Source organism: Gordonia sp. ABKF26, assembly GCF_041103195.1.
In the GTDB taxonomy this organism is placed as follows: Bacteria; Actinomycetota; Actinomycetes; order Mycobacteriales; family Mycobacteriaceae; genus Gordonia; species Gordonia terrae.
Genome location: NZ_JBGCVZ010000003.1, coordinates 1321459 through 1345993, shown reverse-complemented (window position 1 = coordinate 1345993; position 24535 = coordinate 1321459). Strand labels below are relative to the sequence as shown.

Genomic DNA, 24535 nt, shown 5'->3' with positions numbered 1-24535 from the left:
CTGGGACGCATGCGCGTGCTGGTGATCGAGGACGACCCGCGGGCCGCCGAGACCCTCCGCCGCACCCTGGCGGCCGAGGGCTGGACGGTCGACACGGCCGACAACGGGGTCGACGGCGTCGAGTGCGCCTGCACTCGGACCTACGACGTGATCGTCAGCGACATCATGATGCCGCGCCTCAACGGGTACGAGGTCGTCCGCGAGCTCCGCAGGCGCGCCGTGTGGACGCCGGTCCTGATGCTCACCGCGAAGGACGGCGAATACGACGAGGCGGACGCCTTCGACCTCGGTGCCGACGACTATCTCGTCAAACCGTTCTCGTTCGTCGTGCTGTCGGCCCGCCTCCGGGCGCTGGTGAGACGCGGTGCGCCCGAGCGTCCCGCCGTGCTCCGTGCCGGTTCGCTCACCCTCGACCCCGCAACGCGGGAGGTCCGGCGCGGCGACACCCCGATCCGCCTCACCGCCCGTGAGTTCGCCGTGCTCGAGTTCCTGATGCGGCACAAGGGAACAGTCGTCAGCAAGACCGAGATCCTGCAATCGGTATGGGACGCGCACTACCGGGGCGACGACAACATCGTCGAGGTGTACGTCGGCTATCTGCGCCGGCGCATCGACACCCCGTTCGGTTGTCGAACCATCGAAACCGTCCGGGGCGCAGGCTATCTCCTCGCCGGTGACGGCGGGGGCCCGCTGTCGTGAGGTGTCGTGCGCGGTAGCGACAGCTCGATGGCGAACCCGTCGGCCCCGGTGTCGGCGACCGCGACCGTCCCGCCGTGCGCGTGCACGATCTCGGCCACTATCGACAGGCCGAGACCCGTCCCGCCGCCGCGTTCACGAGCTGTGTCCAGGCGGACGAACCGGTCGAAGATCCGATCCCGGTCCTCGTCAGGAACGCCGACACCGTCGTCGGCGACGGTCACCGCCACCCGCTCCGGTCCGACCGCCATCGTGACACTGACCGCGCCGTGGGCGTGCCGGGTCGCGTTGTCGCCGAGATTCCGCAACGCTCGCGCGAGTTGTCGCCGGTCGCCGGTCACCCGCACCGGGAGAACCGTGGCGTCGACGTCGAGTTCGGTCGTCAGGTCGAGCCGGGTCACCTCGTCGTTGACGATGTCGTCGAGATCCACGTCCTCGAACTCGGGGCGCAGCCCGTACTCATCGGCGCGCGCGAGCAGCAGCAGGTCGTCGATCAGGTCTCGAAGGCGGTATGCCTCGGGGAGCAGAAGCGTCGACACCGAATCGTCGTCGATGGGCTCGCCGGTCCGGTCGGCCAGCTCGAGCAGTCCGATGATGGTGACGAGCGGGCTCCGCAACTCGTGCGACGAATCACCGACGAAACGGAGCTGCTGGTCACGAGCGAATGCGAGCCGGTCCAGCATCTCGTTCATCGTCTCGGCGAGGGTCGCGATCTCATCTCCGGTGTCGGGGACGGGCACCCGACGGGCGACGCCCGCACGGGAGATGTCGGCGACTTCGGCGCGGATGGACTCGACCGGACGCAGCGCTCGCCGTAGCAGCTGATCGGTCGCGATGACGGCCGCCGCGAGAATGATCGGGAACACCACGCACAGCACGGCGAACACCGTCCACACGGTGGCGTGGATGCTGCCCTCCCCGGCTCCGACCACCACCGTGACGAGGTCACCGGACACCTCGGCACCCTGAACGGTCGCGCGATACTCGGTGTCGCTCCCGGAGAATGCGGCGTCGATCACGTGGCTCACACCGGCCCGGCCCGCGGGCGGGACGAGCGCCCGGTCCTGCTCGACACCGGGCGTGGCGGCCAGCACGTCGCCGTTGCGACCGACGATCTGGACGATGTCGACGGCCTCCGTCCGTTCCAGCAGCGACGGATCGAGTCCGGCGACGCCCGACCGCGACATCGCGTCGACGATCTCTCCGCTGCGTGCGGCGGTCGCGCCGTCGGCGGCGGTGTTCAACGAGTGGTACAGGACGAACAGCACGATCGCGCCGGCGATCAGCAGTGCGGTGAACAGCATCGCCGCGCCGACGACCGTCAGTCGCATGCGAACGCTGGCCGCCCGGAATCGCCGTCGGCGGTCGGGCACCGCGGGTGTCACGCCCGGCGCACGCACGCGACGACCTCGGCGAGGACCTGCTCGACCCGGGATTCCGCGAGGGCGGAGGCCGCACCGGTCACCAGGACCTGCAGCTCCCCCTGCGCGGTCGGCGAGCCCTCGATCTGCAGCATCCATCGCGTGATCCGCGGTGGGAACACGTACAGATGACCACCCGCGCTCGGCCGGGTGATCGTCGGGACCCAGCCCAGGAGAACCGGAACCGGGAAGAGGCGACCGTCGACGACCGGGCGTCCCAGTGCGTCCAGCACGTCTTCCATCGGCCCCGTCGCCGCGCCGATGCACCGACGGGTCCGCTCCACCGAGTCGCGCGCATCCTCTCGGGCGTCCAGCGGCGTCATCGCGGAGATCACGAAGTCCCCCACGGTGTCCTCGAAGCCCGCCGGCCGCGTCGACGCCGCGGTGGCCGCCATCACCCGATCTTGTCCGGTCAGCCTCGCCAACGCCTCGGACACCGATCGACCGAACGCCTCGAACGACGTCATGCCCCGCTCGGACGCGTCGGTGTGGAATCGTGTGTGGACATCGGCGTCGACGAGGGCTCGACGGCGGATCGCCGCTGACCGTGTGCGCGAGACCGGGTTCACCCCGTCCAGCGTGAACGATTGCTCGGGCGGCAGGCCGAGCAACTTCTGCCACGACGCGCCGTCGACTCCGCGGTCGGCGCGGGGTGCGCGCGGCGAGATGGAGTGCACGGCCGGGACATCGGCCCCGCGAGCGATCAGGTCCGCCTCCCGAGCCAGTGTTCCGAGCGACTGACCGTCGACCGCGATGTGATGGAACACCGCGACCGCGGCCTCCACATCGCCGTCGGCGTCCGACAGGATGCGGACGCAGAACGGCGGAGCCACCCGGACGTCGAGCGTCGCCGACATCTGCTCGGCCAGTGCACTCAGCCGCTCGCGTGTCGGGTTCGGATTCGACTCCGAAACCACCTGCACGGCGGCATCGATCGCGGTGCCGGCGCCCCCCGCCAGCGCCCGCTGGACCGGCCCGGCGGGGGTGTCGGGGTAGATCGACCGCAGGGCAGGGTGCCGAACGGCCAACGCGCGGAGCAGTTCCCGCAGTTCGGCCGAGGTGGGTCGCCCGGTTTCAGGGGGAACCCATGCGACGCGGACGAGCTGCCCGTGCGGGTGCCCCGGCGCGCGTTCGACCGTCCGTTCCGCGGACGTGAGCGGCCGGTCGTCGTCGGACCCGGCCTCCCGCGGCGAGGCGATGTCCGAGTACACCGGCGCGACCATCCGCCCGGCCAGTGTCTCCAGGTCGGGGGCGGTGAGTATGTCGTCGGGCCCGATCTCGGAATGCCCCGCCGCCGTGAGCGATCCGACGACCCGCATGACCGCCAGGGAGTCACCGCCCTGCTCGAGGAAGCCGGCGAACAGGTCCACCGCGTCGGTGCCCAGCGCCTCACCCACGACCCGCACCAGGAGGGTCTCGTGCGAGCCGATGGGTTTACGCGCCGACCGACGACCGGGGATCGGGTGGTCCGCCAGCTTTCCGACGTCGAGCTTGTTGTTGCCGGTACGGGGCAGCGCGTCGATGCCGACGACGAGCGCCGGGACCATGTACGACGGCAGCACACCGGCGACCGCGCGACGCAGCCCGGGTGCGTCGACGTCCGTTCCGGTGTCCTGCGGCACGACGAACGACACCAGCGCGGTACGGCCCGACGGCAACTCACGCAGGATCGTCGCGGAACTGCGCACACCGGTGCATCGCCCCAGCGCGGCATCGATCTCGGCGAGTTCGATGCGCAATCCTCGCAGGGTCACCTGGCTGTCGCGCCGTCCGAGCACACGGACTTCACCGGACTCGGTCCACTGGGCAAGGTCCCCGGTCCGGTACATGATCTCATCGTCGGAGAACACGCTCTTCGCGAAGACCTCGACCGTCGACGCCGGGTCGTCGAGGTAGCCGTCGGCCAGTTGCGGACCCACACAGTGCAGGGTGCCGAGCGCACCAGGAGGCTGTGGCCGCCCCAGGCGATCCAGGACCGCCTCGCCGACCCCGACCATCGGCGGGCCCACCGTGATCGCCCCGCCCGGAGACAGCGGCGCGGAGATGTTGATGCTACATCGAGACTCGGTGGGTCCGTATGCGTTTCGTAGTCGGACGCGCCCTGACCACCGGTCGACCAACCGCGGCGAGGGCGGTTCGCCGCCGATGATCACCTGCACCAGGTCGTCGGCGAGATCCACGGGCAGGGTGTCGAGGACCGACGGAGTGACGATGAGATGGGTGACGCGATGGCGTCGGATCAGGTGTGCGAGACCGTCCCCGCCGGGAGTCGAGTTCGGCGCGACGACGACGGTCGCCCCACAGACGACCCCGCACAGCATCTCGACGATCCCGGTGTCGAAGGTCGGGGACGAGGCGTGCAGGATGCGTGACCCGGACGTGAGCGCATACGTCTGTCGGATCTCCGCGATCAGGGCGGGCAGGCCGCGGTGGGTCATGACCACGCCTTTGGGGGTTCCCGTCGACCCCGATGTGAACAACAGGTAGGCCGCGTCGTCGGGCCCGCAGTCCAGTCCCGGCCTCCGGTCGGCCTCCGGGGAATCGGGGTCGCTGTGCTCGAGATCCAGCCACCGGATCGAGCCCGGGCGTGGGGCGCCCGGCACGCACAACCCGACCTTGGCGCCCGAGCGATCGAGCAGATCACGCGTTCGCGCCTCCGGTGCGAACGGGTCGCCGATCGGCACCCATACGCCGCCCGCACACAGCACCGACCAGAACGCGACGACGGAGGCCGCCGACCTCTCGATGGACACCGCCACCCGGTCGCCCGCACCGACCCCGGCCTCCACGAGCAACCGGGTCCCGCGATCCACCCGGCGGGCGAACTCGCGCCGGGACACCGAGACCTCTCCGTCGATGATCGCGATGGCCTCGGGGTCCGACGTCCAGTGGTTCTCGAGGTGGCTCACGGTCGGCGTGAAGGGCGGCGTCGGCGGCCCGCTCACGCACCGGAACCGCTCCCATTCGCCGTCGACGAACACCGAGTCGTCGGGAATCGTCGGGCCGCCGTCCAGTTCGAGGAGGGTGGCGGTGAGATGTCGGTCGAAGCGTCGGGCGAGGGTGGCCAGCGCGTCGCTGTCGAAAACGGCAGCCGGGGCTTCCCAGGTCACCGCCTGACGCCCGTCCTGGTCCGCGGGGTGCAGGGTCACCGCGACGTCGGAGATCGGACCGGTCCGCATCACCTCCAGTCCCCAGTGCAGACCGTCGACGGCGGGCGGATCGAAACCCGGCAACAGGTTGACCACCGCGCCGAAGTCGTTGAGCTCCTTCCGGTTCCGCAGCATGTCCTCACGATGAAAACGCTGATGGCGCAGCGCGTCGACCAGGGCCGACGACACGTCGGCGAGGGCCTGACCTGCGCCCCGGTCGCCGATTCCGGCGAGGCGCAACGGCACGACGTTCGAGACGGGTTGCACCGCCCGTAGACGCGCCGCCGAGGTACGTGCCGCCACCGGAAGACTCAGACCCACGTCCGGGGTGTCGAGGAGCCGGGCGCACAGACCGGCGAACCCGGTGACGAACTCCGCCGATGACGCGGTGCGCGGACCGGTCAGGGTGTGGGTGACGCGCACGATCGACGACGTGAGGCGCGGGACGGTACCGGCGAGCCGAGAGGGTTCGAGGGCGTCGAGTCGTCGCGCCCAGTGTTCCTCGTCGACTCCTCGGCGTCGCGAGTCGCGATACCTCTCCTCTTCGGCCTCGAGTTCGAGGTCGTCGGCGAGGGGCATTTCATCCGGCCGCGCGGCACCCGCGTAGACGGCGGCGATGTGCGCCATCACCCGCAAGGCGCCGGCGCCGTCGGTGAGCACGTGATGAACACGCACGATCCACCGGTGGAGGTCGGGAGCGAGAACGTGCAGTTCACTGCGGAACAGCGGGAGTCCGAGGTCGGCGCCCGCGGGATCATCGAGGACACGCTGCGCTCGCGACTCGCTCTCCGCCGCCGGGTCGGCACACGCGGACAGGTCCACGCACGCCACCGGGTCCAGTCCGGAGCCGGCGGGTTGCACGGGATGCGGATGACCGTCGGCCGGCGAACGGTCCGGACTCAGACGTACGTCGCACCAGCCGACGTGATCGAGCACCGCGCGGGCCGTGCGGTCGAGTAGTTCGGCATCGAGCGGGCCGGACAGGGTCAGGCCGAAGGCGACGACGTGCGAGACCTCGGGATGCAGCAGTTGCGACAGCCACAGGCCGCGGCGGGTGACGGTCATCGCGGATCGCCCCCTGGACATCGTCTGGTGGAGCCGTGCCCCGAGATCACGTCCCGACCGTAGGTCCGCCGAGTTGAACGGACGCTGAAACGCGAGGTCCGGCGGTCGACGGCGACCGCCGCCCGCGGTGCATCTCCCGCGGCGTCACGCCCCGAGCGCGCGGGCGAACATCGGCCAGGACTCATGCATCTGGTCCTCCCAGTACCCCCAGGAATGCGTACCGGTCGCCGGGAGCCGGACGACGGCCGGGATGCGGAGCGCGGCGAGACGATTCGCCATCGTCACCGTGCACGATCGTGCGGTCGCCTCCGCGAAACCGCCGGCGGCGACCTGCTCGGCGAGTTCCCCCACGTTGCCGGCAACTCGGCGGTCGGACAGGTTGTCATGCGCGCCGGGCAGGCCGGTCGCCGCGCTGATCCATAGGGCGGGGGTGCGGCGAGCGAGCTTGTAGGCGTTGATCACCGGGTCCTGCGCCGCCCACTGCGGATCGCCGGGCGGCCCGTACATGTTGCTGGCGTCGGCGAGTCCGGGCACGAACGCCACATTGCGCAGGAGCAGCTGTCCGGTGGGCGACGCGGTGTCGGCGCATCCCGAGTAGGAGCCCACCGCCCGGTAGAAGCCCGGGTGGTTCTCGGCGATCCGGAGCACCGCCGTACCTGCCATCGAGATCCCCGCGACGCCGCGCGAGCGCCCCGGACCAGATCGTCCCCCGTGCGCGTTCTCGAACGCCGCGGGCAATTCCGAGGTCAGGAAGGTCTCCCACCGCAGGGGCCGGGACGACTTCACGCCGAAGCGGAAGTTCGCGGCCGGATCGACGCGGCGCCAGTCGGCGTAGTAGCTCGCGGCACCGCCGATCGGGGTCACGGTCCACACGTTCTTGTTGGCGTAGAAGGAGTTGGCGTCGGTGGCGTGCGTCCAGTCGTCGTTGTCCTCGCCGCCCGTCGATCCGCTGAGCAGGTACATCACCGGTGCGGCCTGGTTCCGGTTGGCCGGCGTCTGCACCAGCGACGGGACCTGGGTCTGCATGGACCGCGACCACACCGACACCACCAGGTTCCGCGGCGACACCCAGGTCTCCCGGTACGGCGCGTCCGCGGTCGCCTTGGCATAACGGACCCCGGCGAGGGTGTCCGCGGCCGCGGTACCGGCTGACGGCACCAGCAGCCCCGTCACGCCGAGCACCGAGCAGAGGAGGGCAGCGCCGACGACGATCGCGACATGGGACAAGCGAGACATCCACGGCTCCCTGGGTTCGGGCCGGGTCATCGACCCGGCTCCGCCATCGTAGGCACATCGACCTGTACCCAGAACCGTTCGGGTCAATCGTCCAGAGCTGTCCCCCAGCGGAATCGGACGAATCGGTTATCCCCTCCGCCCGGTCGACGTACGGTCGGACGATGACACCTCTCCTGCGCACCGCCGTCGCGACGCTTGCCGCCGCGGCCGCTCTCCTGACGCCCCTCGCGATGTCGTCGACGGCGGCGAATGCCACGCCCTCGTCCGGGATCTCGGCGGTCAGCCTGGCCAAGGCGGACATCCCGGCGGATCTGCTGCCCTTCGTGCCCGACGGCGTGCACGTCGAGGTCCGCGAGATCACCATCGCTCCCGGCGGCACCACGGGCTGGCACTACCACGACGGCACGCTCATCGGCCTGGTCCGCCAGGGCACGCTCACCCATCCCGGCTCCGACTGCAAACCGGTCGTCTACCGGACCGGCGAGATCATCCAGGAGCCCGGGGGCAAGGCGAACACCCATGAGGGAACCAACCTCGGGACCACCCCGGTCGTCCTCGACGTCCTGTACCTGATGCCGCTGAACAAGCCGCTCTCCGAGGACGCCCCGGCACCCCCTTGTGCGACAGGCCCATCTGCTCCCTGAGGTGCGAGGAGCGCAAGCAACCCCCATCCGCTCCCTGAGGTGCGAGGAGCGCAAGCGACGAGATGGTCCTATAGATTGTCAAGCGCTCCGAGGTCGGTGGTGAAGGCTTTGTAGAGTTCGCGGGCGACGTAGCGTTTGAGGCATCGGATGATTTCCTTCTTCGTTTTCTCGTTGCCGCGTCGGGCGAGGTAGGCGCGGGTGGGGTCGTGGGATTTCATCCGTCCGACGACGATCATGTGCAACGCGCTGTTAGCCGCCCGGTCACCGCCACGGTTGAGGCGGTGACGCACGGTCTTGCCCGACGATGCCGGTAACGGCGCGACACCGACGAGTTTGGCGAAGGTGGCTTCGGTGCGCATGCGTTCGGCATTGTGCCCGATCGTGATCAATAGCCGTGCGCTGGTGATCGGGCCGACCTGAGGCAGGCCCAGCACGGTAGGCACCAATGGTTTCAACAGCTTGTTGAGTTCGCGGGTCAACGTGGTGACCTCGCGGTGGGTCTGCCGGTACCGCCCGGCGATGGACTTCGCCGCGAACACAAACGCCGCGCGCGGATCGGTCAACGACGCCGGGGCCGTGAATGATTCGACCAGTGCGAGTCGTTGAGGCGTGGTGGTGCGGGTTTTGAGTTGATCAGCGAACTCATCGGGTGCCGTGGTGCACAGGTCACGGAGTTGGTCACCGAGTTCGGTGCGGTGATCGACCGCCATTCTCCTTGCCACGTACAGCATTCGGATCGACTCGACAACGCCTGTGGTGTCTTTGGCGTGGCCAGTGGCCCGCCCGGTCAGCACAGCCATCGCCGCGGCGTAAGCATCGAGCTGGTCGGACTTGCCCTGGGCTCGGCGGGCCCGCACGTCCGGGGCGTTGACCTCGATCACCTCGATACCGGCGGCGGTCAACTCGCGGGTGAGTCCCGCGCCGTATGAGGCGCTGGATTCGACCCCGGCTTGTTCGAGGCGACCGTGGGTGCGGGCCCAGTCCAGCAGCTGCTGGTAGCCGGCAGCCGAGGCGGGGAATTCGAGATCGGCCAACGGCAGGCCGAGGGTGTCGATGATCGCTGCGTGGTGGGTTTGCTGATGGGTATCAACCCCGAGTACGACCACTTGCGTAGCCGTTGCTGTCTCGGTCATTCTGGCGGTGTCTCCTTCACTGCGGTGATGGATGACCTCGCCGGGGCGGGTGGACACGACAGTGAGGAGTCACGGGCTCAAGCCCGAACACGGCCCTTATTAGGTCACACCCGCCCCGGTCTCCCAAGGTCGTTGTGTTGCGGTGATCGCCAGCGCAGTGAGGCCGACAGATCTCGTCCATGACAGCACCGTCAGCCACGAAGCAGGTCAGGCCTCAACCCATGACGACCACCACACCCATTCTCACTGCCACGAAGGGCCTGTTGAGACACCTCGCGTGACCCTTCGAGGCTCGCTTCGCTCGCACCTCAGGGAGCAAGGAGCCTCGTCGCTCGCACCTCAGGGAGCAAGGAGCCTCGTCGCTCGCACCTCAGGGAGCGGGAGGTCGCTTCGCTCGCACCTCAGGGAGCAAGGAGCCTCGTCGCTCGCACCTCAGGGAGCGGGGGGGTTACGTCAGCAGCCCTCCGAGTTCGGTTGCTAGCGTGCGGGATTCCGCGGCGAGGAGCCTGCCGTCGCGCACCACCCACCGTCCGCCGACCATGACGTCGCGGGGTCGACGGCCCGGGCCCGCCCAGAGCAGTCCGTCCACCGGGTCCGGGACCCCGGCGTCGAAGACGTCCGAGCAGTCCCAGACGCACAGGTCGGCTGCGGCGCCGGGCCGCAGGTGCCCCAGCTCGCTGCGGCCCAGGCCGGCCGCCGAACCCTCGGAGGCCATCGCGAGAGCCGCACGTGCGGTGACGGGTTCACCGATCAGTCCCGAGACCTGCACGGCCAGACGGGCGTCGGCGAGCAGGTGCCCGGCGTCGTTGCTTCCCCCGCCGCTGGTGCCCAGCCCCACCCGCACGCCCGCCGACATCAGCGCGGACACCCGCGCGACACCCCAGCCCATCGGCACGTCGCATCCGGGGGCATGAGTCGCCGAGGCTCCCGACCGAGCGAGAAGAGCCAGTTCGTCGTCGGTGATGTCGCACAGGTGCGCTACCGTGACGTCGTCATCGAGCCAACCCCACTCCTCGAGGAGGGCGAGGGGGCGTCGCCCGTATCGTTCCGCGGCGACCTGCACATCGATCTGCTCGTTGGCCTGCGTGCGGCGACGCAGACCGAATCGGGAAGCGACCTCGGCGAGCGTCGCGAAGGTCTCGGGTCCGTCGGCGTGCACTCCGGACGGCCCGACGGCCAGTTGGAGCATTCCGTCGGGACTGGTTCCGGTCGAAGCCGCATCCAGGTACGTCCGATGGATGTCCTCGACCGATGCGGCAGCCAGATCCGGGTCGTCACGAGCGGTGCCCCGCACGAACACCAGCCGCGCCCCCACCCGTGCGGCGGCACCGATCGTCGCACCCGCCAGTGCGACCGGGTCCTGATCCCGTGGCCAGGTGAGGTGGTGGTCGGCCACCGTGGTCACACCGCACAGCAGCGATTCCGCGAGTCCGACGGACGCCGCCGCGGCGGTGAGTTCGGGGTCCACACCGATCGACGAATAGCGCTGCGCCATCGAGTCGAGCCACTGCGACATCGGGACGGATCGACTCTCCGGGCGCGATCGGAACGCGGTCTGCAACAGATGATGGTGGGCGTTCACCAGGCCGGGGGTGACCACGCACCCCGAGACGTCGACGACCTGATCTGCCCCGTCCTGTCCGTCGGCGCCGTTGCCGATCCACCCGTCCACCACGACGACCGGGTCCCGCGCGACCGTCGAGGCGTCGCGCAGCACCGCCGCGGCCCCGGTGAGCACGGTCGTGGTCACAGTTCGAGAACCAATCGACCACTCGTGCACCGAGACACGCAGATCATCATGGACTCGTTCTCGGACCTCTCCTCCGGGGACAGGATCGAGTCCCGATGGTCCACCTCGCCGCTGAAAACCCCGGTCTCGCACGTTCCGCACACCCCCTCGCGACACGACGAGGGGGCCACCACCCCGCGTCGGTCGAGGACGTCGAGGATCGTGCGGTCCGCCGGCACCGTCACCGTCACACCCGAGAAGGCAAGCGAGAGTTCGAACTCCGCGTTGGCCTCGGACTCCGTCGACGTCGCGGTGAACTTCTCCGCGAACGAATCGACCGCCGGTTGCGGTTCACACACGCGCGCAACCGCATCCAGCATCGACGGCGGACCGCATGTGTACACGGCGGTACCGCGTGCCAGGCCGGCGAGCACGTCGCCGACATCCAGGCGACCCGATCGACTCGACTCGTGGACCGTCACCTGCCCGGGGTACCTGGACTCGACGTCCTCGACGAAGGCCATGTCCGCGCGGGTACGCCCGACATACACGAGCCGCCAGGGCCGGCCCGTGCGGTGGGCCTCGTCGACGAGGGCGAGGATGGGAGTGATGCCGATGCCGCCCGCCACGAACACGTACCCGAGTGCGCGCGTCAACGCGAAGTGGTTGCGCGGCAGACTGATCGTCACCTCGGCGCCGACCTCGACGTCGTCGTGCGCGGAGACCGAACCCCCGCGGCTGTCGAGCCGGCGTTCGACGGCGATCCGATACCTGTCCGTGTCATCGGGCGGGGACAGCAGCGAGTACTGCCTCACCGGCCCGGCAGGCGTGTGGAGATCGATGTGCGAACCGGCGGTCCACGGCGGCAGCGCCTCACCTCCGGACGGCGTGAGGACGAATTCGTCCACCCGCCGGGCGATCCGGCGCCGAGACACCACGCGAACACGTACGGTGTCCTGAATGTCGTTCACTGACAATGACATCGGAGATCTCCTCGATACTTCGATCTCCGCCGGAATTCCCAGCCACGGGAACCAGCCCCACCACCGCGGGTCAGGGCACCTGCGCCGACGCCTGGACAACGATCAGGCGAGCAGCCACGGCACCGATGAGCCGCCATCGGTGGGGAATGCCGCCAGCGTAGTAAAGGCTGTCGCCTCTTCGCAATTCGAGAACACTGTCATCCCCGAGGTCCACCTCGATCTCGCCGTCGACGACGTGCAGCCATTCGTCCTGCTCGTGCTGGAAGTACTCGCCGTGGTCCCTTCTGTTCAACAACTGCTCCTGCGGGAAGAAGACGGCGTCGCCGCGGACGAGCAGGCGCGCATATCCGGCGTTGTCCCCGGCCTGCGGGAGGGTCGCACCCTCTCCCGCGCGTACCAGTTGTGCCCCCATCGGCGCCGCGGGCGGAACTCCTGCCACGTGCGTGGGATCGGCGGCCAGCATGAGACTCACCTGCGTGGTGTCCAGGGCTCGGGCGATCCGTTCCAGCGTCGTCATGCTCGGGCGCGCGTAACCGCGCTCGAGCTGGGACAGGAACGGGTGCGAGATACCGGCCTGTGCAGCCAGATTCGCCAGTGTGAGGCCGTGCTGCTTACGGCGTCGGCGGATTTCGGTGCCGAGTGACACCTGCGCGAGATCCGGCTCGTCGAGCGCCATGCGGCCACCCCCTTCCTCCGGCGAGAAATCGCCACCGATGGTTACATGCCCGCAGCGCTGGTTAACGTCGCGGCAACAGCGCATTCCTATATTCGGTCGTGTTGACGTGATCAACAAGTATCACGAACCGCCCCACCCCCGCCGACCCCCAGCCACAGCGGGACCACCAACCCTCTCGTGCACCGTCGCACGTCGATCCCGAAGTCTCCGAGGAAGTTCCGTATGCAGGTTCCGCAGACAGCGCCCGTCCCGGGCATCACCGGGTCACTACCCGACGGGTCGGTGGTCGATGTCGAACTCTCGGCCGACGCCGACGACACACGTCGGGTCCGCGCCGTCACGCCGTTCTCCCCCGGGTCGCCGCGCACTGCCGGTTGGCTCGACCTCCGCGGCCACCTCCTGCTGCCGACCGCGGCCGAGCCTCACGCCCACCTGGACAAGGCCCTGTCGTGGCCGGAGCTCTCACCTCCGAGCGGCGATCTCGCGGATGCCATCGCGTCGTGGCGGGCCGGCAGCATCGTCCTCGACGAGGCGTCGTTTCGGACACGCGCGCTGCGGACGACCTCGTCCATGCTGGCCAACGGCATCACCGCGGTGCGCACGCACGCCGACATACTCCAGCACGAGGACCCGCTGCGCGCCGTCCGTGTCCTCATCGAGGTCCGCGACCATCTGCGTGGACTCATGGACGTCCAGATCGCGGTGCTCGCGAGTCCCCTGACGCCCACCGCGCACATCGAGGCCGCACTCGACGCCGGGGTCGATCTGGTCGGCGGCGCCCCCCACATCGCCGACGATCCGCTCCTAGAGCTCACCAGGCTGCTCGACCTGGCCGAGGCGCGCGGCATCGGAGCCGACCTGCATGTCGACGAGTTCCTCGACGGCGACCACCTGACCATCGAGGCCTTCGCCGACCGGGTCGCCGACTGGCCCGAGGACCGGATCCGCACGGCCGGCCACTGCTGCCGCCTCGACACCCTGGCCGCCGACGACCTCGACAGGGTCGCACGGGCACTCGCGCGTGCGCGTGTCTCGGTCGTCGCACTTCCGGTGACGAACCTGTATCTCCAGGGCCGCCACGGCCCGTCGGCGGGGCGCCGGGGAATCACCCCGATCGATGTCCTGCGCGATCACGGGGTCCGCGTCGCCGGGGGCGCGGACAACATCCGCGACCCGTTCAACCCCGTCGGTCGGGCCGACCCCTTGGAGACGGCCGCTCTGCTGATCACCGCCGCCCATCAGAGTCCGGACACAGCAACAGAATTGGTCACCTCTGAGGCGCGGTCCGTGCTCGGACTCGAGCCGGCCGGGCCGATCGTCGGCGCACGTGGTGATCTAGTCGCGATCCGCGGGACCGACCTCACCGAGGTGATCGCGACCGCCCCGGCCGACCGGGTGGTCATCGTGAACGGGATCCCGGTCGCGCGCACCGAGACCACCACCTGGACGGCCTTTCCGTCGCCCCCGGTCCCGTCGCCCCCGGTCCCGTCCCCGCCAGGAGCGTTTGCAGCAGGAGTGTCACCAGCAGGCATGTCCCCCGTCGGTATGGAGAGATGATGAGTTCACCCGCAACGACCCCCAGACCGGCACTCGGTCACCCGCTCGTCGGCTTCGAACACGTGGAACTCACCTATCCGGACGGCACCCATGCCCTCCGGGATGTGAACCTCACCGTGCGCGAGGGCGAATTCGTCAGCGTCGTGGGCCCATCCGGCTGCGGCAAGTCGACCCTGCTGCGCTTGTCGTCGGGATTGGAGACGATCACCGACGGCTACCTGCAGAGCGGAGCCGAGCGGATCGGTTACGTCTTCCAGGACGCCACCCTGCTCCCGTGGCGGACGGTGGCCGACAACGTCGCACTGCTCGGCGAGCTCGACGGCGCACCGAAAGCCGAACGGCGCGAGCGAGTTCGCGCCGCGCTCGAGACAGTCGGCCTGACCGGCTTCGACAAACACCTTCCGCACATGTTGTCCGGCGGGATGCGGATGCGGGTGTCGCTGGCCCGGTCACTGACCCTCGACCCCGACCTGTTCCTCTTCGACGAGCCGTTCGCCGCCCTCGACGAACTCACCCGCGAGCGACTCGGCACCGACCTGACCGAACTGTTCGCCGTCAAACGCTTTGCCGGCCTGTTCATCACGCACTCGGTCGCCGAGGCCGCGTTCTTGTCCACCCGCGTCCTGGTGATGTCGGGGCGCCCGGGCACCATCGTCGACGAGATCGAGGTCCCGTTCGACTATCCCCGTTCGCCCGACCTGCGGTTCGAGCCGGAGTTCGGCGCGATTGCCGGCAGGATCTCCCGCGCACTCCGAGAGGCACATTCATGACCGCCCCCGAGACCGACACCGACACCACCGCGAGCGTGCGAACCCCGAAGCCCGGCAAGGCCGGGACCCCGGACCCCGGATCCACCACCGAGCTCGCCGTGGCGGCGCGCACGAGCCGACGCGGACGATCTCGCTCGAAAGCAGTGGGGGTCGCCGCACCGCTCGTCGTCCTGGCACTGGTCATCGGTGTCTGGTACCTCGTGAGCTACGCGGTCCTCGATCCCGGGCGACGATTCCTGATGCCACCTCCGCATCAGGTCGTCACCGACGGCCTGCTCGGCGATGCCGCGCCGGCGATGTGGGAAGCGTTGAGCCGTACGGCGACCGTCGCACTGACGGGTCTGGTGATCGCCGCCGCCATCGGCATCACCTGGGCCGTGATCATGTCGCAGTCGCGTCTGATGGAGAACGCCCTGTTCCCGTATGCGGTGGTCCTGCAGTGTGTCCCGATCCTCGCACTCGTTCCGCTGGTCGGATTCTGGTTCGGATTCGGTTTCAGCGCCCGCGTTTTCGTCTGCGTGCTGATCTCGCTGTTCCCGATCGTGTCCAACACGCTGTTCGGCCTTCGGTCCGTCGATCGGCAGATGCGCGACCTGTTCGCCCTGCATCATCCGAGCCGCCTCACCATCTTGCGCAAACTCGAGTTCCCTGCCGCGATGCCGGCGATCTTCGCCGGCCTGCGGATCTCGGCGGGCTTGTCGGTGGTCGGCGCGATCGTGGGCGACTTCTTCTTCAAACAGGGCAATCCCGGGATCGGCATCCTGATCGACAACTACCGGTCGCGGCTACAGGCCGAGGAGTTGTTCGCCTCGATCGTGCTCGCCTCACTCCTCGGCGTGGCCGTCTTCTGGTTCTTCGGCTGGCTCGGCAACCGCATCGTCGGCCGCTGGTATCAGCACTGACCTGGTCTCGCCGGGTGGTTTCGACTCGGCTCCTCGCTTCGCTCGGTGCCGGCTCAACCAGCAGGCGGTGCCGGCTCAACCAGCGGGGGTGTCGGCTCAACCAGCAGGCGGTGCCGGCTCAACCAGCGCTCGGTGCCGGATCAACCAGCAGGCGGTGCCGGCTCAACCAGCGCTCGGTGCCGGCTCAACCAGCAGGCGGGTCCCCTGTCGTCGACACCCAATGATCACTCCAACCAACTTCCGGAATCTCTCAGCCCGAAAAGGAACTCATCTCATGAACACACACATCTGGCGTCGCCTGTCCAAGACCACCGGTGTCGCGGCCGTCGCCGCCGCCCTCGCTTTCACCGCCGCGTGTGGTTCCGGTGAGACCACCGAGTCCTCGGGCTATACCGGTGCCGTCGGCCCGGTCGACCTGAGCGCCAACTGCCCGGACAAGATCGTGGTCCAGACCGACTGGAACCCGGAGGCCGAGCACGGCCACCTCTACCAGCTTCTCGGACCCGACCCGACGATCAATGCCGGCAACAAGCGCGTCGTCGGACCGCTGTTCGACCGCGGCCAGTACACCGGCGTCGACATCGAGATCCGCTCCGGCGGACCGGCCATCGGCTTCCAGTCGGTGACCTCGCAGATGTACTCCGATCCAGAGATCCTCCTCGGTTACGTGGACACCGACCAGGCCATCCAGAACTCGAAAGACAACCCGACGACCGCGGTCATGGCGCCCCTGGACATCAGCCCGCAGATGATCATGTGGGACCCCGCCACATATCCGCAGGCCCAGGGCATCGCCGACCTCAAGGCGGCGAATGCGCGCGTCCTCTACTTCGAGGGAGCCACCTACATGGACTACCTGACGGGGTCGGGCGTCCTCTCCCCCGGACAGGTCGACGGCAGTTACGACGGGTCACCGGCCAACTTCGTCTCCGACGGCGGCAAGACGGCCCAGCAGGGATTCGCCAGCTCCGAGCCGCAGGTCTACCAGGAGGAGGTCGAGGGCTGGCAGAAGCCGGTGAAGTACCAGCTGATCCACGAGGTCGGATATCCGATCTATAAGTCGTCGGTGGCGGTTCGCTCGGACGCACTGGAGGAGAACGCCGCCTGCCTCGAGCAGCTCGTCCCGGTGTTGCAGCGCGGGTCGGTCGACTACCTGGCGTCGCCGCAGGCGGCGGACGCGGTCATCCTCGACGCCGTCGAGCAGTACGACACGGGGTGGGTGTACTCCCAGCGCAACGCGGACTACGCCCGCCAGACGATGGCCGACCTCGACCTGGTGAGCAACGGCACCGACACGACGATCGGCAACTTCGACACCGCCCGCGTCGCCCGCGTGATGGAGGTGACCGGACCGATCTTCACCGAACAGGGCACCCCCGCCGCCGACGGTCTGACCCCCGAGTCGATCGCGACCAACCGGTTCATCGACACCTCGGTGGGCCTCCCGTCATGACCGCACCGGTGGTCGCCGTCGGCACCGATGAGGGACGCCCCGACTTCGGACCCGACGACGTCGACGCGCTGGCCGACGACCTGCTCGCCATTGTCGGCCCGCGCGGCATCAGCTCGCTTCCCCGCGCACTCGAACGGGCGGGGCGGGACGGCTCGGGGATGAGCCCGATCCTGTCGGCGCAGGACCTCGGGCAACCGGACCTCGTGTGCTACCCGCGGTCGGCCGAGGCGGTGCCCGCGATCGTGCGTGCCGCGGCCGCCCGCGGGGTCCCGATCACCACGCGCGGCAAGGGCACCGGCAATTACGGTCAGGTCATCCCCCGCTTCGGCGGACTCGTCCTCGACATGACGTCGCTGACCGAGATCCGCGATGTCACAGAGCGTTCGGTCACCGCGCAGGCCGGCGCGCGGATGATCAACCTGGAACAGACCGCCTGGGCGCACGAGCGCCAGCTGTGGATGTACCCGTCCACCGTCCAGTCGACCCTCGGCGGGTTCCTCGCGGGCGGTTCGGCCGGTACCGGCACGATCGTGCACGGACGTAACCATCAAGGTTTCGTCGAAGCCCTCGATGTCGTCCACGCCACCGACGACGCCGAGGTGGTGCATCTCGAGGGCGACGACGCGACCCCCTTCGTGCACACCTACGGGGTTGCCGGCATCATCGTCGGCGCCACCGTCCGGGTGGAACCACTCCAGGAATGGCGGTGCGTCTATGCGAGTTTCGCCTCCGGTCCGGAGGCCTTCGACGCGGCGTACCGGCTGGCGGCGGTCGAGCCCAAGCCGCGTCTGCTGTCGGCCGACGGTCCCCTGATCACGGCGGCACTTCCCGACGACCCCGCCCTCGTCCGCGGGCGCGCCAGCGTGCGCGGGATCATCGACGCCCGTGCGCTGGCAGAGACCACCGATCTGGTCGTCGCAGCCGGCGGCCGCGTCGAAGCGGTCCGAGAAGGGATCGCCGAGACGGTCAAACTGTCGACCCTGTCCTACAACCACCCCACGTGGTGGCTGCAGAAGTCCCAGCCGGACAAGTGGTTCCACATGGAGGTACGCGGCGATGCGCTCGTCACCCGGCTCGACGAGGTCGAGCAGGTCTACGAGGGCGGCGAGCTTCATCTCGAGGTCGGTCACGAGATGATGTTCGGGATGCTCAACGGGGTCTATCGCAGCCCGCAGCAGGTCATCGACGGAGTCGCCGCACTCGAAGGACTCGGGGTCGGCGTCCACTCCCCGCACCAGTGGTACGTCGATCTCGACGCCGAGCGCGTCCGTGCGCTGGCGCAGCAGACCGATCCGAAGGGGTTGCTCAACCCGGGAAGGTGGATGTGAACGTGGTGGACACGACGGCCGCGAGCCCGAACGGTCATCGACGTTACGCTGAGCTGACCACCGAACAGATCGGCACGGCCCTGTCCCGAGATTCGATTCTCGTACTGCCCACGGGCGCAATCGAACCGCACGGACCACACCTACCGCTCGCCACCGACCTCATCGTCGCCGAGTCGGTCGCCGAGGCCGTCGTCGAGCGCGGCGCGGCGGCTGGGCACGACGTCTGGCTGCTACCCGCTCTCGGATACACCAAGTCCGACGAGCACTCGCGGCTCCCGGGCACGATCTGGCTGCGCGCGACGACCCTGTTCGAGACGATCGTCGACATCGGCGCCTCGCTCGCCGAGACCCCGGCGAGACGGATACTGTTCCTCAACGCACACGGCGGCAACTCCGCCCTGATCGAGGTCGCCGCGCGCGAGCTGCGCCGCCGGTTCGATCTGCAGACGTTCTTCTCCTCCGGCCCAGGGCATCCCGGTCCCACCGAACGCGGCCTGGGTATCCATGCCGGGTGGGCGGAGACCTCGATGATGCTCCACCTGCGGCCGGATCTGGTGCACATGGACAAGGCCGTGGCGGCCGTGGCGGACGCGGTTGCCGACGCCGAGCACGTCGGATTCGCCGGCACCGTTCGATTCGGTTGGTTGTCCACCGATTTCGCCGAGTCGGGCGTCATCGGCGATCCCACCGGCGCCGACGCATCCATCGGCGCGACGCTCTTCGACGAGCGCGTCGGAAACCTGGTCGCGGCACTACCGGAGATCGCCACGTTCAACCCGGGCCGGGTCGGACGTTGATCACCAGCGGAGCAGGCTTCGGAACCGATTGTGCGGCCACCGATCAGCTCACGATCGACCCGATGGAGCTGTTGCGCGACTGGCTGCCCCCTGCCGACCAACCGCGCCCACTGATGGCACTGGCGACGTCCGGTCGCGATGGATATCCCCGGGTCCGGCACGTCCTGATCACCGAAACCGACGACACCGCGGTCTATTTCCACACCGACAGCAGGTCGGCGAAGGTGGCCGAACTCGTGGAGACCCCCCGAGCGTCGGTTGCGATCGCCTGGCCGGCCGCGGGCCGTCAGGTCGTCGCGCATGGGGACGTGCGGCGGGCGCCGGATACCGAACTGCACGAGGCATATTCACGCCGGTCTCGCTATCTGCAGCTCCTGGCATGGATGAACGACGACGACCTCGCCGCACTGGCACCCGACGAGCGGCGGCGCCGCTGGGCCGACTTCGACGCCGCCCACCCACGACTCGCCGCACCGCCGACCTGGACCGGGTACGCCGTCGACCTGCGGGAGATCACCTTCTGGCGGGGCGACCCGGACGGTCCGTCGCAGCGAGTACGGTTCACCCACAACGCAGATCATTGGACATCGGAGGTTCTACCGGGATGACCGGCACTTACCACAACGCGCTGATCCTGCCGGTCAGCGGCGAGAAGCCGTGGTTCTGGGGATGGCTGTCGATCGGGGACGACGGCCGGATCTCCGGGATGGGCGAGGGGTCCCCGCCCGCCGACGCACCGCTTCCCCGGCACGATCTCGACGGCGCCTTCCTCGCACCCGGTTTCGTCTCGGCGCACAGCCACATCTACACCGCCGGAATGCGTGGTGTCGCGCCGAACAGTCCGCTGTACGAATGGGTCACGCTCAACAGCACGATGCTGCTCGGGGCCGAGGCGGAGGACCTGTACTGGATGACGCTGGCGGGCGGGCTCGACCACCTGTCCTCCGGCATCACGTCCGTGTACAACTTCACCCAGTCGCGCGTCCTGGCCCTCTTCGACTACGAGGAATCCGTCTTGAAGGCGGCACGGGTGCACCCACCGGAATTCGTCACCTCCCAGGTGGACGGCTTGGCGGCCAGCGGAATCCGGTTCGTCACCAGCGTGCGACTCGACGACGAGCAACTCGGCGAGGATGCGGCCTTCGCCGGTTTCGACGAGGTGATGACCCACCTGGCAACCGTCGACCGCGGGCTCGATCTGGGCGGTTCGGTCTACGGCTCGGTGCAGTGGTCGTCGTCGCAGGCGACCGCGGAACGCGAACGCGCCCTGATGGATCGATACGGGATCACCAATCAGGCGCACTTCGTCGAGACCGCCGAACAGATCGAGATCCAGCAGTCGAAGTTCGACTGGTACGACGCCGCGGGCGTGTTGGGTCCCGACTTCGCGTTCGGCCATTTCGTCCATCCGACCGAGGACATGTTCACGCGCGTTCGCGAGACCGGGTCGGCGGTGGTGTGGCAACCGATGTCCAACGGACGCCTCGGCTCCGGGATCGCCGATGTACCCCGCCTGCTGCGGGATTCGGTCACCGTCGGCATGGGCGTCGACGACCAGTCGTGCACGGACGTGTCCGACCCGTTCGAGAACATGCGCACCGGGTTGTTCCTGCAACGCGGCAAGCACAGCGACGCCGCTGTCCTGACCCCGCTCGATGTGCTCGGGTTGCACACCCTCGGTTCGGCGTCGGCGATGGGGGTGGCCGACCGGGTCGGTTCGCTCGAGGTCGGGAAGTTCGCGGATCTGCTCGTCGTCGATCCGCGGTCGCCCCACCTCGGACCGATCTGGGATCCGATCGCCACCTATGTCCTCGGATGCGGACTGCGGAACCTGCGCGAGGTCGTCGTGGGCGGTCGGTCGGTCTGGCACCGCGACGTGGCCGACCCCCGACGTGCACAGGCGGATTCCGAACTCACCGAACGGATGATCGCGTCAGCGGCGCAGTCCGGGATTCATCCGGCCGTGCCTGCGCTCCGCGGTCCGGACCGCACGAGCGCCGACGACCAGCGGTCGGTGTAGTCGGCGATCCGGGAATCGGTGGTGTAGGTGGAATCCATCAGGTACAGGCCCGGAGCCGGGCACACCGCGCCGAGTTCGACCAGGACCGGTTTGAGCAGCAGGTCGGGTGCCATCGCATGCGCCGGCCCCGCCCCCAGCATCAGTGGGACGGCCGTGACATCGCGCAGGCCCTCGCCGGTGGCGAACTGGTCGAGGAAGAGTTTGAGGACGCCGGTATAGGTCGCCTTGAAGGTCGGGCTCGCCACCACGACGAGGTCCGACGAGGCGACGGTCTCGACCGCACCCTGGACCGCGGTGTCACCCCACGCGAGCAGGCCCGGCCCGAGTCCGATCACGTCCACGACATGGTCGGGTTCGGTTCCGGTCAGCGCTCTCGCCAACCGGCGGGCGGCGTCGAGCGTGCGCGAACCGGGCTTGGGGTTCCCGGCGACAACGGTGGTGGTCATGGTCCGCCTCTCGCAGTATCGGTCTCGCCTATCGTGCCGCAGCCGGAGCGGGCGCACCCGCCCGGCGCCGCAGTATCGTCACCGCCGCCGTGGTGACGACCAGCGCGACGATCGTCCCGACCGCGACTCCCACGACGGCCGTCGACTCACCCTGCGCGGACACGATGATCCCGACGAGCGCCCAGATCAGCGTGAGCGGGTAGGCGACGAGCACCGACCCGACGACGGCGGTGACCGCCAGCCCGACCAGGGCGCACGCGAGCAGGACGGCCAGCTGCCATCCCAGGGACTGCGGATCCGCCAGGTCGGCGCCGATCGCCGCGGCCCAGTTCTGGAACACAGCCGCGGTCGCCCACGCCGCGTAGACACCCACGAGGACCCGGGTCAGGACCGTGAGCCATCGAGGCGCCGAATCGTCGGCCGGCCTCGCGGCGATCCGGGCCGCGTCGAGCAGGACCACCGTCATGACCGTCAGCACGATCGGTGTCACCCATGTCCACTCCGCCGCCGACACGAGAATCCACACCGCCGCGCCGGCGAACGCGACTTCGAGGTCGACGAGCAACCGCCGCGGGTCACCGGTCCCGGTGGCCCCCTTCCACACCACGGCGACGGCGAACACGATCGACAGCAGGTAGATGAGGCTCCAGATCGAGAACGTGTAACCGGCCGGGGTGATCAGCAGATCGGTCGTCGACTCGTTGGGCGAGGCGCCGAAACCGGAGAACGGGACGATGGGCGCGAGCACCTGTGCCACGGCGAGGACGACGGCGAGCCAGGTGATCGGACCGGAGATGCGCGTGGGTGTCATGTGTCCCAACGTAGGCGTAATTTGTCGGATTCACGCGCGGAGTGTCGTCGAGATGCGAGCGAATCCCCTTGCTGCCTGGTCCGAGAGAACCAGAAGAACTGATCCGTGAGGTGCGAGGAGCGCAGACGACGAGCTGGTCCTACACCCGTTCTCACTGCCACGAAAGGTCGCGCGAGCAACCTTCCGGGTGATGAACCTCATCTCGACCGATCGACTTCGATCGAGGTTCATCGGTCGAGTTCGAGTTCATCGGTGAAAGGTGCAGTGCCGCAGGACCGGGTCGGCCGGGCGAGGGTAGTGCATCCCATTTCCACACTGAATGGCGCCGGCAAGAACCATCAGTTCGTGTGACCAATGGGGTTTCTGTTCACCACAGTTTACCACGGTTCACCGCTGGGGCGTGAGTGACATCTATTGCAGTGCAGTACTTTTCGTCGACTCCTGAGTTGTGGAGAAATCTCGTCGTCGAATGTTGTGGCGAGTACCTTGGTGTCATGCCCTCGATAACCGAGTTCCGCGACACCCTCATCGGTCTGAGTCCACCGTCCGACGACGGGACCGGTCGCGCGGTGCTCGACCGGCTCGACGAACTACGGGTGCTGCGAAACGTGCTCGATCACCAGATCGATGTGCACGTAGCTCTTGTGGAGGCCTCGGGTGCGGCCGCGCGTGCGGGATCGACGACACGGTCGTGGCTGATCGAGATGGGGATGCCACCGGCGGTCGCCCACCGTGGTGTGCGGATCGCCGGCGGCCTCGCGTCGTTGCCGAAACTCGCCGACTGCGCCGCCGAGGGATATCTCGCCGTCGAGTGCGTCGACGCGGTCGTCCGCGGCATCGCTCTCATCAATAGAGTTGCTGCGGCAGCGCTTTCCGATGGCGAGCGGCAGCTGTTCGAAACAGAACTGCTCACCCAGGCGTTCTCCGGTGCCACACCCGCCGAGATCGACACCCACTCCCGCTCGATCGCCATGCGTGTCGCCGAGGCCGATCCCGGCACGGTTTCGGCAGCTGATGATGCATCACTGAACACCCTGCACACTCGGGTGACCGACGAGGGCAGAGTCGCCATCACCGGCGATGTGACGGCGGTGATCGGAGACAAGTTCCTGTCGATGATCGACGAACGCTCATGTCCGCGACCCGAACCCGACGGCGCCGAGGACCGGCGCAGTGTCGGCGAACGCCGCGCCCTTCTGCTCCCTGAGGTGCGAGCGAAGCGAGCCTCGAAGGGCTTGGTGAGATGCGTCGCGAAACCCTTCGAGGCTCGTCGACCTCGACGCCGAGGGTGTGCCGTTGCGGATGGGGACGACGAAACGACTGTTCCCGCACCATCTGCGCCAGGCGATCATCGTCCGGGATGCGTGTTGTGTGAAATGTGGTGCCCCCGCTGCACATACGCAGGTGCATCACATCGTGCACTGGGCTGACGGCGGTCCCACCGATCTCGACAACGGGTGCCTGCTGTGCCAACGCTGTCACACCCAGGTCCACCACCACGGCTGGCAGGTGGTGATGGGACCCGACCGGCACCCCTGGCTGATCCCACCCGTCGACATCGACCCCCAACGCCTACCCCGACCGGCCTACAACCGGCGCACCATGCGACTCGAGACGCACTCGTCTGAGAGCGCACCCGCCCCACCAGACCCTCCGGCGTCGACCCGGCGCCACACGACCTTTGACAACTCCACAGTGTGAAACCTCCGTCGCATCATC

At 68.7% G+C, this 24535-nt stretch carries 19 protein-coding genes and 1 pseudogene; 11 read left to right on the top strand and 9 right to left on the bottom strand.

The annotated features are described in order from the left end of the window. Positions 1-9: 9 nt before the first annotated feature. Positions 10-699 (top strand): response regulator transcription factor, encoded by a 690-nt coding sequence (locus AB4Z55_RS06685; protein WP_004019147.1) that lies wholly within the window; start codon positions 10-12, stop codon positions 697-699. Here AB4Z55_RS06685 and AB4Z55_RS06680 read toward each other — a convergent pair. The 3 genes from AB4Z55_RS06680 to AB4Z55_RS06670 form a co-directional block, all read right to left on the bottom strand. After that, positions 660-2096, bottom strand: a complete 1437-nt coding sequence (locus tag AB4Z55_RS06680; protein WP_369519426.1) for an ATP-binding protein — start codon at positions 2094-2096, stop codon at positions 660-662. The genes AB4Z55_RS06685 and AB4Z55_RS06680 overlap by 40 nt on opposite strands. Beyond that, positions 2078-6331: an AMP-binding protein gene (locus AB4Z55_RS06675; protein WP_369519425.1), complete on the bottom strand. Its 4254-nt coding sequence runs from the start codon at positions 6329-6331 to the stop codon at positions 2078-2080. The genes AB4Z55_RS06680 and AB4Z55_RS06675 overlap by 19 nt, the downstream gene beginning before the upstream one ends. A gap of 144 nt (positions 6332-6475) precedes the next feature. Next, positions 6476-7567 (bottom strand): alpha/beta hydrolase, encoded by a 1092-nt coding sequence (locus AB4Z55_RS06670; RefSeq protein ID WP_369519424.1) that lies wholly within the window; start codon positions 7565-7567, stop codon positions 6476-6478. Between the two features lie 161 nt (positions 7568-7728). On the opposite strand from AB4Z55_RS06670, the gene AB4Z55_RS06665 reads away from it, so the two are divergent. Next, the gene (locus AB4Z55_RS06665) at positions 7729-8211 is read left to right on the top strand and encodes a cupin domain-containing protein (protein WP_004019151.1); all 483 of its coding nucleotides are present in this window, start codon (positions 7729-7731) and stop codon (positions 8209-8211) included. A gap of 68 nt (positions 8212-8279) precedes the next feature. Here the strand turns inward: AB4Z55_RS06665 and AB4Z55_RS06660 are convergent, their stop codons facing one another. The 4 genes from AB4Z55_RS06660 to AB4Z55_RS06645 form a co-directional block, all read right to left on the bottom strand. Continuing rightward, complete coding sequence (locus AB4Z55_RS06660; RefSeq protein ID WP_369519140.1) at positions 8280-9344, bottom strand: IS110 family transposase; 1065 nt, start codon at positions 9342-9344, stop codon at positions 8280-8282. 448 nt (positions 9345-9792) lie between these two features. Next, positions 9793-11094 (bottom strand): amidohydrolase family protein, encoded by a 1302-nt coding sequence (locus AB4Z55_RS06655; RefSeq protein ID WP_369519423.1) that lies wholly within the window; start codon positions 11092-11094, stop codon positions 9793-9795. Then, positions 11091-12056 carry a 2Fe-2S iron-sulfur cluster-binding protein gene (locus tag AB4Z55_RS06650; protein ID WP_369519422.1) on the bottom strand — a complete coding sequence of 322 codons (966 nt, stop codon included), beginning with the start codon at positions 12054-12056 and terminating at the stop codon, positions 11091-11093. The genes AB4Z55_RS06655 and AB4Z55_RS06650 overlap by 4 nt, the downstream gene beginning before the upstream one ends. 70 nt (positions 12057-12126) lie before the next feature. After that, the gene (locus tag AB4Z55_RS06645) at positions 12127-12732 is read right to left on the bottom strand and encodes a helix-turn-helix domain-containing protein (RefSeq protein WP_004019154.1); all 606 of its coding nucleotides are present in this window, start codon (positions 12730-12732) and stop codon (positions 12127-12129) included. 222 nt (positions 12733-12954) lie between these two features. Between AB4Z55_RS06645 and AB4Z55_RS06640 the strand changes: the two genes are divergently transcribed. From AB4Z55_RS06640 to AB4Z55_RS06605, 8 genes are all read left to right on the top strand, one after another. Then, positions 12955-14289: an amidohydrolase family protein gene (locus AB4Z55_RS06640; protein ID WP_369519421.1), complete on the top strand. Its 1335-nt coding sequence runs from the start codon at positions 12955-12957 to the stop codon at positions 14287-14289. Then, positions 14289-15059, top strand: a complete 771-nt coding sequence (locus AB4Z55_RS06635; RefSeq protein ID WP_004019156.1) for an ABC transporter ATP-binding protein — start codon at positions 14289-14291, stop codon at positions 15057-15059. Before AB4Z55_RS06640 ends, AB4Z55_RS06635 begins: the two co-directional genes overlap by 1 nt. After that, positions 15056-15961 (top strand): ABC transporter permease, encoded by a 906-nt coding sequence (locus tag AB4Z55_RS06630; RefSeq protein ID WP_004019157.1) that lies wholly within the window; start codon positions 15056-15058, stop codon positions 15959-15961. Before AB4Z55_RS06635 ends, AB4Z55_RS06630 begins: the two co-directional genes overlap by 4 nt. Before the next feature lie 274 nt (positions 15962-16235). Further along, the gene (locus tag AB4Z55_RS06625; RefSeq protein WP_369519420.1) at positions 16236-17414 is read left to right on the top strand and encodes an ABC transporter substrate-binding protein; all 1179 of its coding nucleotides are present in this window, start codon (positions 16236-16238) and stop codon (positions 17412-17414) included. Continuing rightward, on the top strand, positions 17411-18742 hold the full coding sequence (locus AB4Z55_RS06620; protein WP_354561161.1) for an FAD-binding oxidoreductase: 1332 nt from the start codon (positions 17411-17413) through the stop codon (positions 18740-18742). The genes AB4Z55_RS06625 and AB4Z55_RS06620 overlap by 4 nt, the downstream gene beginning before the upstream one ends. Then, positions 18739-19539, top strand: coding sequence for a creatininase family protein (locus AB4Z55_RS06615; RefSeq protein ID WP_369519419.1), 801 nt, complete (start codon positions 18739-18741; stop codon positions 19537-19539). Before AB4Z55_RS06620 ends, AB4Z55_RS06615 begins: the two co-directional genes overlap by 4 nt. Further along, entirely contained in the window at positions 19536-20147 is a 612-nt protein-coding gene (locus AB4Z55_RS06610; RefSeq protein ID WP_064569999.1) for a pyridoxal 5'-phosphate synthase, read from the top strand. Before AB4Z55_RS06615 ends, AB4Z55_RS06610 begins: the two co-directional genes overlap by 4 nt. After that, the gene (locus AB4Z55_RS06605; RefSeq protein ID WP_369519418.1) at positions 20144-21559 is read left to right on the top strand and encodes an amidohydrolase family protein; all 1416 of its coding nucleotides are present in this window, start codon (positions 20144-20146) and stop codon (positions 21557-21559) included. Before AB4Z55_RS06610 ends, AB4Z55_RS06605 begins: the two co-directional genes overlap by 4 nt. On the opposite strand, the gene AB4Z55_RS06600 is transcribed toward AB4Z55_RS06605, so the two are convergent. Together AB4Z55_RS06600 and AB4Z55_RS06595 are read right to left on the bottom strand one after the other, a co-directional pair. Continuing rightward, positions 21493-22005, bottom strand: a complete 513-nt coding sequence (locus AB4Z55_RS06600; protein WP_369519417.1) for an NADPH-dependent FMN reductase — start codon at positions 22003-22005, stop codon at positions 21493-21495. The genes AB4Z55_RS06605 and AB4Z55_RS06600 overlap by 67 nt on opposite strands. Before the next feature lie 28 nt (positions 22006-22033). Further along, positions 22034-22816, bottom strand: a complete 783-nt coding sequence (locus AB4Z55_RS06595; RefSeq protein WP_354561166.1) for an MFS transporter — start codon at positions 22814-22816, stop codon at positions 22034-22036. Between the two features lie 494 nt (positions 22817-23310). On the opposite strand from AB4Z55_RS06595, the pseudogene AB4Z55_RS06590 reads away from it, so the two are divergent. Continuing rightward, a pseudogene (locus AB4Z55_RS06590) lies at positions 23311-24430 on the top strand (HNH endonuclease signature motif containing protein); the annotation flags it as partial. Positions 24431-24535: the final 105 nt, after the last annotated feature.

Excerpts from the sequence above, each read along its gene's own strand:
- AB4Z55_RS06685 (WP_004019147.1), top strand. The coding sequence starts at position 10 with ATGCGCGTGCTGGTGATCGAGGACGACCCGCGGGCCGCCGAGACCCTC.
- AB4Z55_RS06675 (WP_369519425.1), bottom strand. The coding sequence starts at position 6,331 with ATGACCGTCACCCGCCGCGGCCTGTGGCTGTCGCAACTGCTGCATCCC.
- AB4Z55_RS06670 (WP_369519424.1), bottom strand. The coding sequence starts at position 7,567 with ATGTCTCGCTTGTCCCATGTCGCGATCGTCGTCGGCGCTGCCCTCCTC.
- AB4Z55_RS06665 (WP_004019151.1), top strand. The coding sequence starts at position 7,729 with ATGACACCTCTCCTGCGCACCGCCGTCGCGACGCTTGCCGCCGCGGCC.
- AB4Z55_RS06660 (WP_369519140.1), bottom strand. The coding sequence starts at position 9,344 with ATGACCGAGACAGCAACGGCTACGCAAGTGGTCGTACTCGGGGTTGAT.
- AB4Z55_RS06650 (WP_369519422.1), bottom strand. The coding sequence starts at position 12,056 with ATGTCATTGTCAGTGAACGACATTCAGGACACCGTACGTGTTCGCGTG.
- AB4Z55_RS06645 (WP_004019154.1), bottom strand. The coding sequence starts at position 12,732 with ATGGCGCTCGACGAGCCGGATCTCGCGCAGGTGTCACTCGGCACCGAA.
- AB4Z55_RS06640 (WP_369519421.1), top strand. The coding sequence starts at position 12,955 with ATGCAGGTTCCGCAGACAGCGCCCGTCCCGGGCATCACCGGGTCACTA.
- AB4Z55_RS06635 (WP_004019156.1), top strand. The coding sequence starts at position 14,289 with ATGAGTTCACCCGCAACGACCCCCAGACCGGCACTCGGTCACCCGCTC.
- AB4Z55_RS06630 (WP_004019157.1), top strand. The coding sequence starts at position 15,056 with ATGACCGCCCCCGAGACCGACACCGACACCACCGCGAGCGTGCGAACC.
- AB4Z55_RS06625 (WP_369519420.1), top strand. The coding sequence starts at position 16,236 with ATGAACACACACATCTGGCGTCGCCTGTCCAAGACCACCGGTGTCGCG.
- AB4Z55_RS06620 (WP_354561161.1), top strand. The coding sequence starts at position 17,411 with ATGACCGCACCGGTGGTCGCCGTCGGCACCGATGAGGGACGCCCCGAC.
- AB4Z55_RS06605 (WP_369519418.1), top strand. The coding sequence starts at position 20,144 with ATGACCGGCACTTACCACAACGCGCTGATCCTGCCGGTCAGCGGCGAG.
- AB4Z55_RS06600 (WP_369519417.1), bottom strand. The coding sequence starts at position 22,005 with ATGACCACCACCGTTGTCGCCGGGAACCCCAAGCCCGGTTCGCGCACG.
- AB4Z55_RS06595 (WP_354561166.1), bottom strand. The coding sequence starts at position 22,816 with ATGACACCCACGCGCATCTCCGGTCCGATCACCTGGCTCGCCGTCGTC.